The 15,383-nt window shown below is 34.6% G+C and carries 13 protein-coding genes; 5 read left to right on the forward strand and 8 right to left on the reverse strand.

Features of this window, described 5'->3' with window-relative positions; all coding sequences use genetic code 11:
* The 3 genes from AC5YGG_RS15750 to AC5YGG_RS15760 all read left to right on the forward strand — a co-directional run bounded on the left by AC5YGG_RS15750 (nucleotide 1) and on the right by AC5YGG_RS15760 (nucleotide 2,567).
* Nucleotides 1-891 (forward strand): 3-hydroxybutyryl-CoA dehydrogenase, encoded by an 891-nt coding sequence (locus AC5YGG_RS15750; protein ID WP_496145532.1) that lies wholly within the window; start codon nucleotides 1-3, stop codon nucleotides 889-891.
* Nucleotides 892-972: 81 nt separating this feature from the next.
* Nucleotides 973-2,289 (forward strand): hypothetical protein, encoded by a 1,317-nt coding sequence (locus AC5YGG_RS15755; RefSeq protein ID WP_496145413.1) that lies wholly within the window; start codon nucleotides 973-975, stop codon nucleotides 2,287-2,289.
* 38 nt (nucleotides 2,290-2,327) lie between these two features.
* Nucleotides 2,328-2,567: a DUF8828 family protein gene (locus AC5YGG_RS15760; protein ID WP_002977986.1), complete on the forward strand. Its 240-nt coding sequence runs from the start codon at nucleotides 2,328-2,330 to the stop codon at nucleotides 2,565-2,567.
* Nucleotides 2,568-2,615: 48 nt separating this feature from the next.
* Here the strand turns inward: AC5YGG_RS15760 and AC5YGG_RS15765 are convergent, their stop codons facing one another.
* The 3 genes from AC5YGG_RS15765 to dnaN all read right to left on the reverse strand — a co-directional run bounded on the left by AC5YGG_RS15765 (nucleotide 2,616) and on the right by dnaN (nucleotide 8,021).
* The gene (locus AC5YGG_RS15765; protein ID WP_496145414.1) at nucleotides 2,616-3,026 is read right to left on the reverse strand and encodes an META domain-containing protein; all 411 of its coding nucleotides are present in this window, start codon (nucleotides 3,024-3,026) and stop codon (nucleotides 2,616-2,618) included.
* Between the two features lie 943 nt (nucleotides 3,027-3,969).
* Nucleotides 3,970-6,372, reverse strand: coding sequence for a phenylalanine--tRNA ligase subunit beta (gene pheT / locus AC5YGG_RS15770; RefSeq protein ID WP_496145415.1), 2,403 nt, complete (start codon nucleotides 6,370-6,372; stop codon nucleotides 3,970-3,972).
* A 518-nt stretch (nucleotides 6,373-6,890) separates the two neighbouring features.
* The gene (gene dnaN / locus AC5YGG_RS15775; protein ID WP_065393104.1) at nucleotides 6,891-8,021 is read right to left on the reverse strand and encodes a DNA polymerase III subunit beta; all 1,131 of its coding nucleotides are present in this window, start codon (nucleotides 8,019-8,021) and stop codon (nucleotides 6,891-6,893) included.
* A 261-nt stretch (nucleotides 8,022-8,282) separates the two neighbouring features.
* Between dnaN and AC5YGG_RS15780 the strand changes: the two genes are divergently transcribed.
* Together AC5YGG_RS15780 and AC5YGG_RS15785 are read left to right on the forward strand one after the other, a co-directional pair.
* Nucleotides 8,283-8,639 (forward strand): diacylglycerol kinase family protein, encoded by a 357-nt coding sequence (locus tag AC5YGG_RS15780; RefSeq protein WP_496145416.1) that lies wholly within the window; start codon nucleotides 8,283-8,285, stop codon nucleotides 8,637-8,639.
* An 85-nt stretch (nucleotides 8,640-8,724) separates the two neighbouring features.
* The gene (locus tag AC5YGG_RS15785) at nucleotides 8,725-9,186 is read left to right on the forward strand and encodes a lipocalin family protein (protein WP_496145417.1); all 462 of its coding nucleotides are present in this window, start codon (nucleotides 8,725-8,727) and stop codon (nucleotides 9,184-9,186) included.
* Between the two features lie 75 nt (nucleotides 9,187-9,261).
* Here the strand turns inward: AC5YGG_RS15785 and AC5YGG_RS15790 are convergent, their stop codons facing one another.
* From AC5YGG_RS15790 to AC5YGG_RS15810, 5 genes are all read right to left on the reverse strand, one after another.
* The gene (locus tag AC5YGG_RS15790; protein WP_496145418.1) at nucleotides 9,262-9,720 is read right to left on the reverse strand and encodes a GyrI-like domain-containing protein; all 459 of its coding nucleotides are present in this window, start codon (nucleotides 9,718-9,720) and stop codon (nucleotides 9,262-9,264) included.
* Nucleotides 9,721-9,928: 208 nt separating this feature from the next.
* Nucleotides 9,929-10,279 (reverse strand): gamma-glutamylcyclotransferase family protein, encoded by a 351-nt coding sequence (locus AC5YGG_RS15795; protein WP_496145419.1) that lies wholly within the window; start codon nucleotides 10,277-10,279, stop codon nucleotides 9,929-9,931.
* Nucleotides 10,279-10,908, reverse strand: a complete 630-nt coding sequence (locus AC5YGG_RS15800; RefSeq protein ID WP_496145420.1) for an SGNH/GDSL hydrolase family protein — start codon at nucleotides 10,906-10,908, stop codon at nucleotides 10,279-10,281. Before AC5YGG_RS15800 ends, AC5YGG_RS15795 begins: the two co-directional genes overlap by 1 nt.
* A 376-nt stretch (nucleotides 10,909-11,284) precedes the next feature.
* The gene (locus AC5YGG_RS15805) at nucleotides 11,285-11,698 is read right to left on the reverse strand and encodes a barstar family protein (protein WP_496145421.1); all 414 of its coding nucleotides are present in this window, start codon (nucleotides 11,696-11,698) and stop codon (nucleotides 11,285-11,287) included.
* On the reverse strand, nucleotides 11,679-15,374 hold the full coding sequence (locus tag AC5YGG_RS15810; RefSeq protein ID WP_496145423.1) for a phosphoribosylformylglycinamidine synthase: 3,696 nt from the start codon (nucleotides 15,372-15,374) through the stop codon (nucleotides 11,679-11,681). The genes AC5YGG_RS15805 and AC5YGG_RS15810 overlap by 20 nt, the downstream gene beginning before the upstream one ends.
* Nucleotides 15,375-15,383: the final 9 nt, after the last annotated feature.

The raw sequence follows: 15,383 nt of genomic DNA on the forward strand, positions 1-15,383 counted from the left end.
ATCAAAAACATTGTAGTTATCGGAGCTGGAACCATGGGAAATGGTATTGCGCACACTTTCGCACAAAGCGGTTTCAAAGTAAATCTTGTAGATGTATCTCAGGAAGCTTTGGACAAAGGATTGAAAACCATTACTACGAACCTTGACAGAATCATTGCAAAAGGAAATCTTACGGAGGAACAAAAAGCTGAAACATTAGGAAATATCACAACTTTCACCGCGCTTAATGATGCTGTAGGAGCTGCTGATCTGATTGTAGAAGCTGCGACTGAAAATCTTGATCTTAAATTAAAGATCTTTGGTCAAATGGACGAATTGGCACCTGCCGAATGTATTCTGGCAACCAATACTTCTTCTATCTCCATCACTAAAATTGCTGCGGCTACAAAAAGAGCTGATAAGGTAATCGGAATGCACTTTATGAACCCGGTTCCCATCATGAAGCTGGTAGAAATCATCAAAGGATATTCTACTTCTAAGGAAACTTTTGATTCTATTTACGAAATGAGTAAAACTTTAGGTAAAGTTCCTGTAGAAGTGAACGATTACCCTGGTTTTGTGGCAAACAGAATTTTAATGCCAATGATCAACGAATCTATCGAAACGCTTTACAATGGAGTTGCAGGAGTAGAGGAAATTGATACGGTAATGAAATTAGGTATGGCTCATCCGATGGGACCACTTCAATTAGCAGATTTCATTGGTCTTGATGTATGTCTTGCTATTCTGAATGTAATGTACGATGGTTTCAAAAATCCTAAGTATGCTCCAAACCCACTATTGGTAAATATGGTAACAGCAGGAAAACTGGGAGTAAAATCAGGAGAAGGTTTCTACGACTATTCTGAAAGCAAAAAAGCTGAAAAAGTATCAAAAATGTTTTTGAAATAATTCGCCAGATTATGAGTTGTGGGTTATAAGTCCTAAATTTGGGTTCTCAACCTTTATTGATACTTAATAACTATAACTTTGATGAAAATTAAAGAAAAAAACATTCAAATATTATTGGTCATCATTACTTTAGTGATGACCATTTTTCGTTTTTTACTCAATGAAAAAGGAAGGGTGAATCCGGATTCTATCCGATATATGAGATTTGCTCACGGATTACCTGTCATTGACAATACAACAACTCCTCTAGGCTACCCTGCCGCTATAAAATTCTTTACTTACTTCGGTTTTGATGAATTCTGGAGCAGTAAGGTTATTGGTATTCTTGCTTGCCTTTTTATTGTTTTATTTGCCTGGAAAAAGAAGTTCTATTTCAGAGAATCTATTGTTTTATGTAGTTTATTCAGCATACTATCTGTTTTTGCTTTTACGATGAGTGAGGCATTGATCCTGCCTTTTGTTTTTCTCTTTTTATACGCTGCATCATTGGTTATCAATGGAAAGCTATCAGGCTGGAAAGCTGTTTTTTACCTTTCTCTGTCTTTAATTTTGCTTTATAATATAAGGTATAGCGCTCTTTTCATCATTGGAGGAACCGGTTTGTATGGACTTATCTTCTGGAAAAGAAAATATGGATTATCATTCATCATTTCAGCAGCTATAGGAATGGTTTTCATAGTTTTATATAAATTTTTATTCATTGATTATTTTAATAAGGAATATGTACAGCACTTCCTGGAAATGGGACTTCATACAACTCCTGAGCTATTGTTAGAACTGTTTCAGGGATTATGTACTACTTTTAATCCTTTTATCCATATGGCAAATCCTGCGGGAGGAATTATCAACTATGGAATCTATGGAATTGGACTAATGAATATTCTTTTCATGATTTTCCTTTTTATAAAACAGAAACTTTCAGATACTGACTATTTTAATATTTTTATAGGTGTTTCCGGAATTGTGTGTTCTTATTTTATACAATACTTTTACTCAATAAATCCAATGGATTACAGGTTATTGGCTCCATTCAGCTTTCCGATCTGGCTGGTTTATTTTAAAAAATTATTTGAATTGTTCAGTACTAAAACTTATGTAATTGGTATTCTAAGCTTAATGTCCGGTATGCTTTTCACCTGGCTGTCAAAAGGGAATTATCTGGAAAACAGAAAAATCATTACAAAATATTTAAAGGAAGAAGGCTTGGACAAAGTTCCATTGAAGTTTTATATTGTAGAAGAAGAAGATCTTGATAAAATACAATTGGCTGAATTGATAAGCACGGTAAATCCTCAGATAAGTCTCACATTCAAGCCAAAGGATACTTTACATAAAACAACACTTACAAGCTATAAAGTTTTACAAAAAGTTAAGATCGACAAGAACAAATATCAATAATTTTATTATCTTTGATTTAAAGTTAAAACATTAAAAAAATGAAATTACCAAAGTTTTTATTAGCAGATAATTCGGAGTTTCCAGAGGATCTATTCGTAGTACACACTGAATACCCAAGATTCATCTTAAACGTTGAGGAAGAGGAAGTTGAGTGGTTAGATGATCTTGAAGGAGATGACGAGGAAACTATGGCAGACGAAGCTACAAAGGTAGTAGAGGCAGCATTCAAATGGTGCGATGAAGAGTTGGCTAAGTACGACGAAGAAGAGGAAGATTAATAACACTCTAAACATAAAAAAGGAACTCAAATTGAGTTCCTTTTGTTTTTATTCTGATTTATTGAATTTCAATAATAAAAGATTGTCTTTATAAAGCTCTAAAGTGGTTCCGGAAATAACATATTTATTTGCTTTTCCCATCATATCCATAAAGTTCTGTTCTACACCGATGTTATTACACATCATTTTGGTAGATCCCATTTGTCCGGCAGTAAAACCACCAGTAGAAGGGTCTATCTGAGCTGTTCCGAAATAGTTATTACATCCGGCATTTCCTGTGATCTTTTCTCCTTCAATATTTAATGTAGGGATTTTTCCTTTCACATTATCAGCTAACGTCCATTTTGTGTTGGTAAGAGCTGGCTGAGCTTTTCCTACTTTAGAGGCAGATGGGCTTGTCATGGTTCCGCATGAAGCCAAAACCGCTGCTGTACATATACTTAAAAAAAGATTTTTCATTTTTTTCTTTTTGAATTAATCCAAATTTACGGATTTTATCTTATTTAAACGGGTTGCGACGAATTTTATTATTCTTTAACAGTTGTTTTTATAAATACGAATAACACTTATATTTTCCCAAATACCCCTGCTAACAAAACGAAACAATTTCAACTGGGAAATATAATTTTAACAGGTTGGAAAACGCAAAGACGCAAATTATTTTTAATGATTGAGCAGAAAGGCGCAAAGGATTTTATCTACGATAAAATTGTATAACACTTACAATTTTTATAATTGCCACGAATGCACAGATGAGATATTATAATGCTAAAAAATATATTCTTTCAATACCTTTTTACAAGATAGTATATTAATAGTAATCTGGAAATTATTTGAAAATCTACTCCTTGTGGAGAATCTTTGATTCGCTTGCGCCTTAAAAATAATTAGCATCATAATCCTTTTGCGCCTTCGCGTATTCCAACTTAGAATTTTTAAACACAAATAAAACTAATATCTTCACAAATATCACAACCCTGTCACTACGAACAAGGTGAAACAATCTCAACTTTAAAATATAATTTTAACAGGTTGGAAAACGCAAAGACGCAAATTATTTTTAATGATTGAGCAGAAAGGCGCAAAGGATTTTATCGCCGATAAAATTGTAGCACTTACCTATTTTATAATTGCCACGAATGCACAGATGAAATATTATAACGCTAAAAACCCATTCTTTTAGTTCCTTTACAAAATAGGACATTAATAATAACCTGGAAATTATTTGAAAACTGCATACTCCTTGCTGAGAATCTTTGATTCGCTTGCGCCTTAAAAATAATTAGCATCATAATTCTTTTGCGCCTTCGCGTTTTCCAACTTAAAGTGGCTCGCAGATTTTCTAAACACAAAAAAACGGGCTTTAAAAAGCCCGTTTCTATATATTTTTCAATCTTTTATATTAAGATCTTAATTCTGCATTGAATTCTTTCTGGAAAGACTTGATTAAAGAATCCATTACTTCAGTAATTTCCTTCTCTTCCAGTGTTTTTTCTTCGTTTAACAGTTCGAAGCTCATTGCATAAGACTTTTTACCTTCAGGTAGATTTTTGCCTTCATAAACATCGAATAAATTAATACTCTTAATGAATGGCGATTTATTCTTCTTTGCAATCTGATATAGATCCTGATAGTTAACATTCTTATCAATCAGTAAAGCTAAATCCCTTCTGATCTTGTTGAACTTAGGAATATCTTTAAATTTCAATTCGTTTTTAGAACGTAATTCCTGAGCAAATTCAAGTTCGATTTCTGCATAGAAACAATCCTGATCGATATCAAAGTCTTTTAAAAGCGCTGGAGCTACTTTACCGATTCTTACTAACGTTTTTCCTTCTGCTTCGTAAGCTAATGCATCAGAAAATCTGTCGTCAGATAACGCTACTTCTTTGTAATCTACAGCTAATCTTTCTAATAGTACCTTAACATATGCTTTTAGGTTATAGAAACTTACAGCAGATTTAGGTTGTAACCAGTTTTCAGCAACATCTCTTCCTGAAACGATGATAGCCAATTGTTTTCTTTCTTCGTACTTATCTTTTTTGTGATAGATTTTTCCGAATTCAAAGAACTTGATATCCTGATTTTTTCTGTTGATATTGTATACAGTATTCTGAAGAAGCCCCTCTAATAAAGACTTTCTCATGAATGCAAGGTCTCCACTTAAAGGATTTAATAGTTTTACAGCATCCGTTTCATCTTTTACAGAAGTTAATGAGTTATTCATTACTTCATTGAATCCAAGACTTTGTAAACCTCTTGCCCAGCTGTTTTCCAATTCATCCTGATCGTTTGCACTTAGCTTAACCGGAGTGAAAGAAATCTTCTGTGGAGCATCAATCTTATTGTAACCGTAGATTCTTAAAATCTCTTCGATAACATCGATTTCTCTTGTTACATCTGCTCTGTACGCAGGAACAGAAATTTCAAATCCGTTAGGAATTTCATTTAAAACCTGAATTTCTAAAGCTTTTAAGATTTCCTTTACTTTTTCTCTGTGAATTTTTGTTCCTAAAATCTGCTCAATTTTAGAGAATCTTAAAATCACATAGTTATCTTCAATTTTCTTTGGATATTCTTCCAACAACTCTCCTACTAATTTCCCTTCTGCTATTTCCTGGATCATTTTAATAGCATGAGTAATTGCTGTTCTTGTAATATTTGGGTCAACACCTCTTTCAAATCTGAAAGATGCATCAGTATTTAAACTGTGAATTTTTGCTCCTTTTCTTACCGCAATCGGGTTAAAGTAAGCACTTTCTAAAAATATAGTCTTGGTAGTTTCAGAAACTCCTGAGTTTGCTCCTCCGAAAACTCCGGCAATACACATTGGATTGTCCTGACCATCTTTGATCATAATTTCGGTCCCGTTCAATGTTCTTTCAACACCGTCTAGGGTGGTAAATTTTGTACCCGGTTTTGCAACGCCTACTTTTACTTTTTTATCTGCAATTTTGTCTGCATCAAATGCGTGAAGCGGTTGTCCGTATCCGTGAAGGATATAGTTTGTAATGTCTACTACATTGTTGATTGGGCTTAATCCGATTGCTTTCAATCTGTCTTTTAACCAAGATGGGGATTCTGCAACCTTTACCTCTTCAATCACTGCTCCAATATATCTTGGGCACAGCTCGGCATCTTCAATTTCAAGTTTGAAATCATGAGAACCTTCATTATTTAAAGCTTCAGAAGCTACTTTATTGAATTTAGATTTTAACTGGTTTGTAGAAAGGTAAGCATGCAGATCTCTTGCAACTCCATAATGAGACATTGCATCGGTTCTGTTTGGCGTTAAACCAATTTCAAAAACCTCATCATTTGTCAATTCAAAATAGTCAGCAAAGTTTTTTCCTACTTCATATTTAGTTTCATCCAGCACCATAATTCCGCCGTGATCATCGCTAAGACCAAGCTCATCTTCTGCACAGATCATCCCCTGAGAAACTTCACCTCTGATTTTTGCTTCTTTAATTTCAAAAAAGTTTCCTGTTTTATCATAGATTTTTGTACCAACAACTGCTACAGGGACAGTTTGTCCTGCATCTACGTTAGGAGCTCCGCAAACAATGTTCAACACTTTTCCGTTTCCTACGTCTACTGTTGTTTTCTTCAGTTTATCGGCATTAGGATGTTTTTCACAGGTTAAAACTTTACCTACAACAATTCCTTCCAGACTGCCTCTAACACTTTCAAATTTATCTATCCCTTCCACTTCAAGACCTATATCTGTAAGGAATTCACCGATTCTTTCAGTTTTCAATTCCGTTGTCACAAAGTCCTTCAGCCAGTTGTTTGATATTTTCATTTGCTTATCTATCTACTTGTTTAATTCGTCAAACGAAACTTTGGGTCTCACTTGCACTATTTTTGAAATTTTGTTTGAATTCCCGACCAGTAATGGAGTCGGTTTTTCGCGGTACAAATGTCGTGTTTTTTTAAGAAATACAGAAATTTCAAAGCCATTTTAAGATAAATAATTTTGTTTTTTTTCTTATCTTAGAATTGAATAAATCACTTTACAGCCTGCACCTTCTATAATTTTATCATATGATTTTAAGCCAGAATCAAAGACAGCTTCATCAATTGGCAACAAATGGCAGAATACCATCGCTTTTAACGCAAGGTTTTATAATAATATATACAGTTTTATAATGTATCTTCTTGCGATTTTAACATTTAAATTATAATACTAGAACAATTTTGAAAATAGGTAAAATTATTGATTAAGCAACCTCCTAAGCTTATTTTTCTAATGGTTTAAAAATTCAGATTGAAAACAAAAAAAGCCGGATTACTCCAGCTTTTTCCTATTTGTTTTTAATATTACAATCCGATTACCGGCATTGATAACATTAAGATGTTTTCGTTTTCTTCAAGACCATCAAGAGGTTCAATGATACCAGGTCTGTTTGGCTGAGACATTTTCATAGTAATATCATCAGATCCTAGAATTGTCAACATTTCAGTTAAGAATTTTGAGCTGAATCCGATATTGATATCTTCTCCGTTATAATCACAAGGAATCTGCATGTCTGCTTTGTTTGCATATTCAGTATCTTCTGCATGTAAGTGAAGAATATTTCCTGAAAGCTTGAATCTTACCTGGTTGGTAGATTTATTAGACATGATAGACGCTCTCTTGATAGCTCCTAATAAAAGGTTTCTATTGATTGTCAATACATTTGGATTTTCTTTAGGAATTACCGCTGTATAGTTTGGATATTTACCATCGATCAGTCTACAGATCCAGATATGCTTATCAAAAGTAAATTTAGCCATGTTCTCATTGAAGTCGATTCTTACCTCATCATTAGAACTTGCCAGGATATTTTTGAAAATATTCAAAGGCTTTTTAGGCATAATGAACTCCATTGGCTCAGCATTCATCAGGTCTGTTCTTTTATAAACTACCAATCTGTGAGAGTCTGTAGAAACAAAATTAGTTTCATTTTCTCCAAACTGGAAAAGAACTCCTGTCATTACCGGACGAAGAGAGTCATTACTTGTAGCAAATAATGTATTGGTTAAAGCTTCTGATAAAACACCTGCCGGCATTATTACACTTTGTGAAGCATCAAATTCTGGTAGCTCAGGGTAGTCATCAGCGTTATCTAATGCTACTGCGAAATTATCTTTTTCATCTAAAATCTCAAGTTGGCTTCCAGTTCCTTCCGCATTGTCCTTTACAACAAATGTTAAAGGCTGTTCTCCATATGTCTTGATAAAATCCTGAAAAATCTTAGCAGGAACAGCAAATTTACCTGAGTCATCCGACTTTACTTCCAATGAAGTAACAAGAGTCGTCTCACCGTCAGATGCTGTAATGGTAACATTATTTCCGTCTAATTCAAAAAGATAGTTTTCTAAAATAGGTCTCGATTGAGAGCTTGATATTACGCCACTTACAGTTTGCAACGCCTTCTGCAGTTCACCACTTGAAATAATAAATTTCATAGATTTATAAAATAAGTTTCTACAAATATAATAAATACATACAACAAAGAAAAAAATAATCTTGAGGAGTTTTGAACAATCATCGTCAACCTGTTTTAAGTCTTGACATTACGTTCACATTTCCTGAACCATTTATATTTTCGTTCAAAAATATTCGATTGGGAATTCTTTACCTCATATTTAATCTTATATTTCAAATATAGCAGATTAACCGGAACAATCAAAATACAAAACCTATCTTTGTTAAAAATAATTTAAAAAATGCGAAAACCTCCACTTCATAAAAGTTTTCTCAATGCTTTTCGGGGAGTGTTTGTGATGATAAAGACTGAAAGAAATTTTCAGATCGAACTTTTTGCTTTTTTGATTAATGTATTTCTTATTTTTTACTTAAAGCTTTCCGGTACGGACACAGCTATTGTTCTTATTACTTCCTTCGCTGTATTAAGTGCCGAAATTTTTAATACTGCTATTGAAAAGATCTGCGATTTTATCCAGCCGGAGTATGATAAAAGAATTGGTTTCATTAAAGATATTTCTGCCGGAGCAGTTGTATTAATGGCTATTTCTTCTGTACTAATTGGAATTCTTGTTTATTGGAAGTATCTTTTTATCTGATTCATTTTTCATAAATTTTCTATAAAATAGAAAAGATATTCATTTAATTTGATAATTTTTATTAAGTTCGCCAAAAATTAATCTTATGAAAAAGTTATTAGTAGGAATCTTTGCTGCAGCGGCTATTTCATCTTGTAGTGTAGGTGATGATACTTTACCGATGCCTGATAATTCTGGAAATAATAACAATACCAATATTGTTGGAGTTTGGAAAATACAAACTGAATATCAGATTTCCGGAACCAATAAAGAAACTGTTATTGCAGAAAAAGTTCCTGATGATTGTAAAAAACAGGGAACTTATGAATTTAAAAATGACGGAAAATATTATATGACAGATTATAACAATATAGATTCTGTTTGTAAAAAAACGGAGGCTACCACTCCTTATGAATACAATCCTGCTCATATGAAACTTACTATTGGTACTAATGAAGCTGATGTACTTGACCTTTCTTCTACTAAACTTGTTATTTTAGTAGCTACAAATGAAGACTACAATAGTGATGGTATTAAGGATTATGTAAAAACTGTTTTTTATAAATAAAATTACTATAAATGAAAAGCCTGCCACTCTAAAGAGAAGCAGGCTTTTTTATTTCGACGACATAAAGTAGCTTAACTATTTCAAAGCAATCAAAATATCTACTTCTGCCTCTTCAGGGTTCTGTGTCTTTTCACCATATATTTCAAAATCAGCGGTAAATATTCTTTCTAAATCCATATTCCAGATTTTAATCCATTCATTGATGACAAGATCTTCTGCAAGGTTGCCTTTTGGATTAAATTTTACGTAGTTTCCGCCTTCAAAAGATTTCCCAACCATACCTTCAGGAATAATATCAAGGTTTTCTACTTTACATCCAAGCAATGTGGTATAAGGTTTTGTATGATCTTTTTCGTAATCGATATAAATGGAATAAATGGTATTGTCTATTTTGTTTGGAATTTGTTCTACCATATTTTCTTTCATCAATTTCTCCCACAATACCGGAATATCTTCTGCCGCCTGATTGTTTTCATTGGTTGTTCTCACTGCAATTCCGATCACCTTAAAAGGTTCAATTTTCACGTTATTCATTTCTTGATTCTTTGTTGTAGGTCAAAGATAGAAAGGAATTGTGACAGCTGTTTGTCAGGAGAAATTTTAGAATTGAAAAATAATTGATGATCGTAAATAATCCGTAATGTCTGATACCTGATGAACTAATGGATTATTTTATGGTTTGACTAAAGCCAATGGATAGGTTTTCAATGTAAAACGAACTAAAGCCTGTTTCTGACAATGTTTATGATTCTATTCCGGAAGAAGCTGCTACATAGATAAATCCTTTATTTCCTGATCTGAAAACAGTTTCAATTCTTTTATAATCATCCACTTCATACTCGTCTGCCTGTAAAATTTCAGCTTCTGTAACTTCGAAAAGCACTCCTTTTACTTCGTCATTGTTATTTCCTGAAAACTCCAGCGCAGGATGGTATTTCTGTCCGCTTTTCCTTAGAACTTCGGGATCGGTAATTTCGAGCATACTTAATTGATATCCATTCAAAGTATCTTTTTCACCTTGTAAAATGCGTCCGAATGTTTCAATCTGAACCTGCTCTTGCTGTAAGGTTCCGTAAGAGAATAAATAGGGCATTATAAATATTTTTCAATAATTGGGATTGCTACTTCAGCCATCATTCCATAGCCTTTTTCATTGGGATGAACTCCGTCTGCTGACAACAGAATTTCTTTATCTGTCAATAATGCGGAATAAAAATCAATATAGCTTAAAGAGTCTTCTGCTGCAATGTCTTTAAGAATCTGGTTGTAGAGGATGACTTCTTCATTTGTTCTTAATTTTCCGGATCCCACTACTACTCCGTCTATTTTTTGGGCAACGGGAAGGATACTTACCAAATAAATATCTTTAGAAAACTGCTTTGCCTGCTGAACAGCAATTTTGATATTTTCCTTAAACTTTTCCGGTTCTACAATATGAATTCCATCTTTTATAGCAAGATCGTTAGCTCCATAGCTTATAAAAACCAGATTTCCGTCGGCAGAATTTCTTGCGCTTAATTCTGTAGGCATTCGCTTCAATAATCCTTCTGTTGTTTCACCACCGATTCCTAAATTGAATAAAATCAGTTCATCGCCATTTCCCTCATGGAATTTTTGCAGGGCATATCTTTTCAAAATATCTACCCATCCTCCAAATACTCCATCGTACTCTCCATACGTAATGCTGTCCCCAAAGAACAGCCCATACACTATTTTCTTCATTCAATTATTTTTTTGTTTTCTGATTGCTGCTTTGTGTTAAAGCTTTTCAATTGTTCTTCAAAGTAAGATAAAAATCTGCGAAATACTCCTAATCTGTGAGATTTTTTTAATGTAAAACTGTAGTGAGAAAATTTTGAACCATTAAAGGTTGAGGGATTTAATTTTTTTTAACGCAAAGGTTTTATTCTTATAGCGTATATTTTAGGGAGCTAAGAGGCAATCAACAAGTTGATTGGATGAAGCTGGGTGGTTGCTTTGAAAACACTTTAGTATACAATTGAAAATTTCTCTCGTTCCTGTCATTCCAAACTCAGGGCAATATTTTTATGCAGTAATCCAAACTTTATAGGTTTTTGAAAGCTATAAGGTCTAATGATTAATCCAATGTCAATTGAATATTTGTATGGGATTCGATAATCTCTATCAGAATATCAAACAATGTCTGCCCTTTACCCTCCAGTAAATCGTTTAGTTTTTGCCGGATAAGTTCGATATTGAATGGTTTTCCCTGTTTTATTTTATTTTCGTAAAACTGTTGGGTAGCTTTTATTCCTAAATCTTCTTTTGATTTTTGTGACTCCTTCCACAAGATCTCAATTTCTTCTTTATTTTCAAAGATTCCGAAACCTCCGTAAAGTATATCATCAAAACCATCTAAGGTTCCTACTTTCCAGTCTGTGTCTTTCATTAAAACATTAGAGATTTCTTCATAGAAACCATCTAAAGACGAAAAATGACCGCCATGGATGACGATCATTTTTCTTGTATTGTTATTTGAAGTATTCAACACCGTTTTTGAATATATTGTGATAATTCGCGGTTGGTATGTTCTTCATTAATCCTTCTGCAAAACGTTCCGGATGTCCCATTCTTCCGTAGATCTTTCCACATGGGCTGGTAACTCCTTCAATTCCGAATAATGAATTGTTCGGGTTGAACGGCATTCCGTGGGCAATGTTTCCATCAAAATCGATGTATTGTGTTGCAATCTGTCCGTTTTCATATAACTTCTTGATTTCTTCTTCTGAAGCGATAAAACGTCCTTCACCGTGAGAAATCGGAATGGTGAAAGTCTGACCTTTCATTCCTTTTAACCAAGGGCTTTCATCGTTCACTACTTTTACAGTAACCATTTGAGAGATGTGTCTTCTGATCGCGTTGTGAGCTAATGTAGGAGAGTTTTCATCTAAATCCTTGATTCTTCCGTAAGGTAATAATCCTGATTTAACCAAAGCCTGGAAACCGTTACAGATCCCGATGATCATCCCGTCTCTGTCTAATAATTCGTGAACTGCATTTCTCATCTTTTCGTTCTTTAAAACGTTGACAATGAATTTTGCAGAACCATCCGGCTCGTCACCTGCTGAGAAACCTCCTGAGAAGGCAAGAATCTGAGAGGTTCTGATCTCTTCTACCCATGCATCAATGCTTTCATCCAACAATTGGTGGCTGATATTGATTAAAGGTAAGCTGCTTACCACAGCGCCTTCTTTCTGGAATGCATTTAGAGTATCATACTCGCAGTTGGTTCCCGGGAATACCGGAGCAAATACTTTAGGCTGAGCAATTCCGTGTTTTTTGATGATGATATTTCTTGGGTTGACGGAGTTTGATTTTTCATCAATTTCAACCGTAAGCTTTTCTTTTTCTACTGTTGGGAAAAGGTTTTCAAATGTACCGGTGTAAGCAGCGACCAGATTCAAGATGCTAGATTCAAGACCATTAATCTTTAAGATTCCTGAATCTTTTACTTCTCCGATTAACTGTAGAGATGCATTGCTTAGCTCTTCTTTGGCTTCGATAATTAAACTACCGATATTTTTAGCTAATAAAGTGTTTTCATCAGCATTGATTTCAGCTCCCAATCTGTTTCCGAAACTCATTTTTGCCAATGCTACAGCTACTCCACCATCTTTTACTGTTTTTACAGAAACAATTTTTCCGGATTTGATGTTTTCGAAGATGAATTCGTAAATGTCTTTTAAAGCATCATAGTTTGGAAGTCCGTTTTCCTGAGCAACGTGGTTAAAGAAATAGACTTTGTTTCCTGCTGTTTTAAATTCGGGAGAAATGATATTTTGTTTCTCTCCGTTGGCACATGCAAAAGAAATCAATGTTGGTGGTACATTCAGATCCTGGTACGTTCCACTCATGGAATCTTTACCACCGATTGCAGCTAATCCAAGATTGATCTGCGCATCATAAGCTCCTAAAAGAGAAGCTAAAGGTTTACCCCATTTTTCAGGAGTCTGTCCTAATTTTTCAAAGTATTCCTGGAAGCTTAATCTGATGTTTTTGTAATCACCTCCCATCGCAACAATCTTCGCAACACTTTCTACTACAGCGTAAGATGATCCTAATAATGAGTTTTGTTTTGAGATTTCAGTATCAAATCCCCAGCTTGCTAGGGAAACTGTTTTGATATCTTTTGCTCCTAAAATCGGTAGTGTCTGCACACTTCCTTCCATTAAGGTTTGCTGATACTTTCCACCTAAAGGCATGGCTACTGTTGTTCCTCCTACTGAAGAGTCGAACATTTCCAATAATCCTTTTTGGGAAGCTACATTTTTATCTTTTAAGGTATTCAGGAAGTTTTCTTCGTTGAATGTCTTAGTTTCTGCTTTTACTTCTTCAAGATGGTTGATTTTTACCTCCTGAGATTTTGAACATCCGTTGGTATCAAGGAAAGCTCTTGAAAGATCTACAATTTTGTCTCCTTTCCAGAACATCTGCATTCTTCCTGAATCTGTCACTTTTGCGACTTCTACAGCCACAATGTTTTCAGCTTCACAGAATTTGATGAACTTTTCTTTGTCTTTTGGATCTACTACAACCGCCATTCTTTCCTGAGATTCGGAAATTGCCAGTTCTGTTCCGTTTAATCCTTCATATTTTAATGGCAATACATCAAGGTTTACTTCCAGAGAGTCTGCAATCTCACCGATAGCTACAGAAACACCTCCTGCTCCAAAATCGTTAGATTTCTTGATTAATCTTGTCAGTTCCGGATTTCTGAATAGTCTCTGAATCTTGCGTTCTTCTACAGCATTTCCTTTCTGAACTTCAGAGCTCATGGTATGGATAGAAGTTTCGTCCTGCTCTTTTGAACTTCCGCTTGCGCCTCCAACTCCGTCACGACCTGTTGCGCCTCCTAAAATAATGATAGAATCACCGTTTGCAGGTTTTTCACGTCTTACCCAATCTACAGGAACGGCTCCGGTAACGAAACCAACTTCCATTCTTTTTGCTTTGTAGCCTTCATCATAGATTTCAGAAACCATAGTAGTTGCAAGACCAATCTGGTTACCATAAGATGAATATCCGTTCGCAGCCTGTTTCGTAATGGTTTTTTGAGGTAATTTCCCTGGTAATGTTTGGTCTACCGGTTCTAAAACATCTGCAGCACCTGTTAATCTCATCGCCTGGAACACAAAAGATCTTCCTGATAAAGGATCTCTGATAGCTCCTCCCAGACAGGTAGATGCTCCTCCAAAAGGTTCAATTTCCGTTGGGTGGTTGTGTGTTTCGTTTTTGAATAATAGGTACCAAGGTTCTTTTTTACCATCGTATTCAGCTTCAATCTGGATAGTACAAGCGTTGATCTCATCAGAAATAACAAGATTATCCAGGTTACCTGTTTTATGGAAATATTTACCGCAAACTGTTGCTAAGTCCATCAGGGAGATAGGTTTCAGTTCACGCCCTAAGAATTTTCTTTTTTCGATATAGTCATTGAAAATGGTTTCCAATGTATGTTTGAATTTCCCTTCAAACTGAATATCTGACAATTGTGTTTCGAAAGTCGTGTGGCGACAGTGATCACTCCAGTAGGTATCTAATACTTTCAGTTCGGTTTCTGTAGGGTTTCTTTCTTCAGTTTTAAAGTATTCCTGAATAAATTTCAGGTCATCTAATCCTAATGCAAAACCGTGATTGTTATAGAAATTTTCTAGTTCGGCATCATTGAAATTGATGAAATTTTCGTGGATTAAAACTTTTGACGGTGTTTCATCAGCAGGAATGTCCAGAATAGACAGGTCTTTTTCCTGAGATTCTACTTTATTGATCAAAAGGTCTTTGATTTTCACCAAATCTGCTTCTGTAACTCCTTCAAATTCGATCAGCTTTCCACTTCTTACTTTTGATTTTTCATTCTCCGTCAATAAAGCGATACACTGTTGTGCAGAGTCTGCTCTCTGATCGTACTGACCAGGCAGGAACTCCATTCCGAAGTGGATGCTTTTTGCTGGGTTTTCTGTATGTAAAATATCAGTTACCGGATCTACGAAAGTATTGTTTACTACTTTTTCGAATTCTCCGTCATTCAAATTGAAAATGTCATACACATTGTATACTTTCACACTTTGAATTGCCGGAACAACTGCTTTTACTTCATCAAAAATTTTTGGACTTTCAACATCGAAAATTCCTCTTTTTTCTACGAAAATTCTTTTGTTATTAGACATTAGATGTCA

This window comes from Chryseobacterium sp. CS2K3 (genome assembly GCF_059515185.1).

Bases quoted from the DNA above. Each gene is read 5' to 3' on its own strand.
- AC5YGG_RS15760 (WP_002977986.1), top strand. From the start codon at position 2,328: ATGAAATTACCAAAGTTTTTATTAGCAGATAATTCGGAGTTTCCAGAG.
- AC5YGG_RS15810 (WP_496145423.1), bottom strand. From the start codon at position 15,374: ATGTCTAATAACAAAAGAATTTTCGTAGAAAAAAGAGGAATTTTCGAT.
- AC5YGG_RS15790 (WP_496145418.1), bottom strand. From the start codon at position 9,720: ATGAATAACGTGAAAATTGAACCTTTTAAGGTGATCGGAATTGCAGTG.
- pheT (WP_496145415.1), bottom strand. From the start codon at position 6,372: ATGAAAATATCAAACAACTGGCTGAAGGACTTTGTGACAACGGAATTG.
- AC5YGG_RS15785 (WP_496145417.1), top strand. From the start codon at position 8,725: ATGAAAAAGTTATTAGTAGGAATCTTTGCTGCAGCGGCTATTTCATCT.
- AC5YGG_RS15755 (WP_496145413.1), top strand. From the start codon at position 973: ATGAAAATTAAAGAAAAAAACATTCAAATATTATTGGTCATCATTACT.
- dnaN (WP_065393104.1), bottom strand. From the start codon at position 8,021: ATGAAATTTATTATTTCAAGTGGTGAACTGCAGAAGGCGTTGCAAACT.
- AC5YGG_RS15795 (WP_496145419.1), bottom strand. From the start codon at position 10,279: ATGCCCTATTTATTCTCTTACGGAACCTTACAGCAAGAGCAGGTTCAG.
- AC5YGG_RS15800 (WP_496145420.1), bottom strand. From the start codon at position 10,908: ATGAAGAAAATAGTGTATGGGCTGTTCTTTGGGGACAGCATTACGTAT.
- AC5YGG_RS15780 (WP_496145416.1), top strand. From the start codon at position 8,283: ATGCGAAAACCTCCACTTCATAAAAGTTTTCTCAATGCTTTTCGGGGA.
- AC5YGG_RS15765 (WP_496145414.1), bottom strand. From the start codon at position 3,026: ATGAAAAATCTTTTTTTAAGTATATGTACAGCAGCGGTTTTGGCTTCA.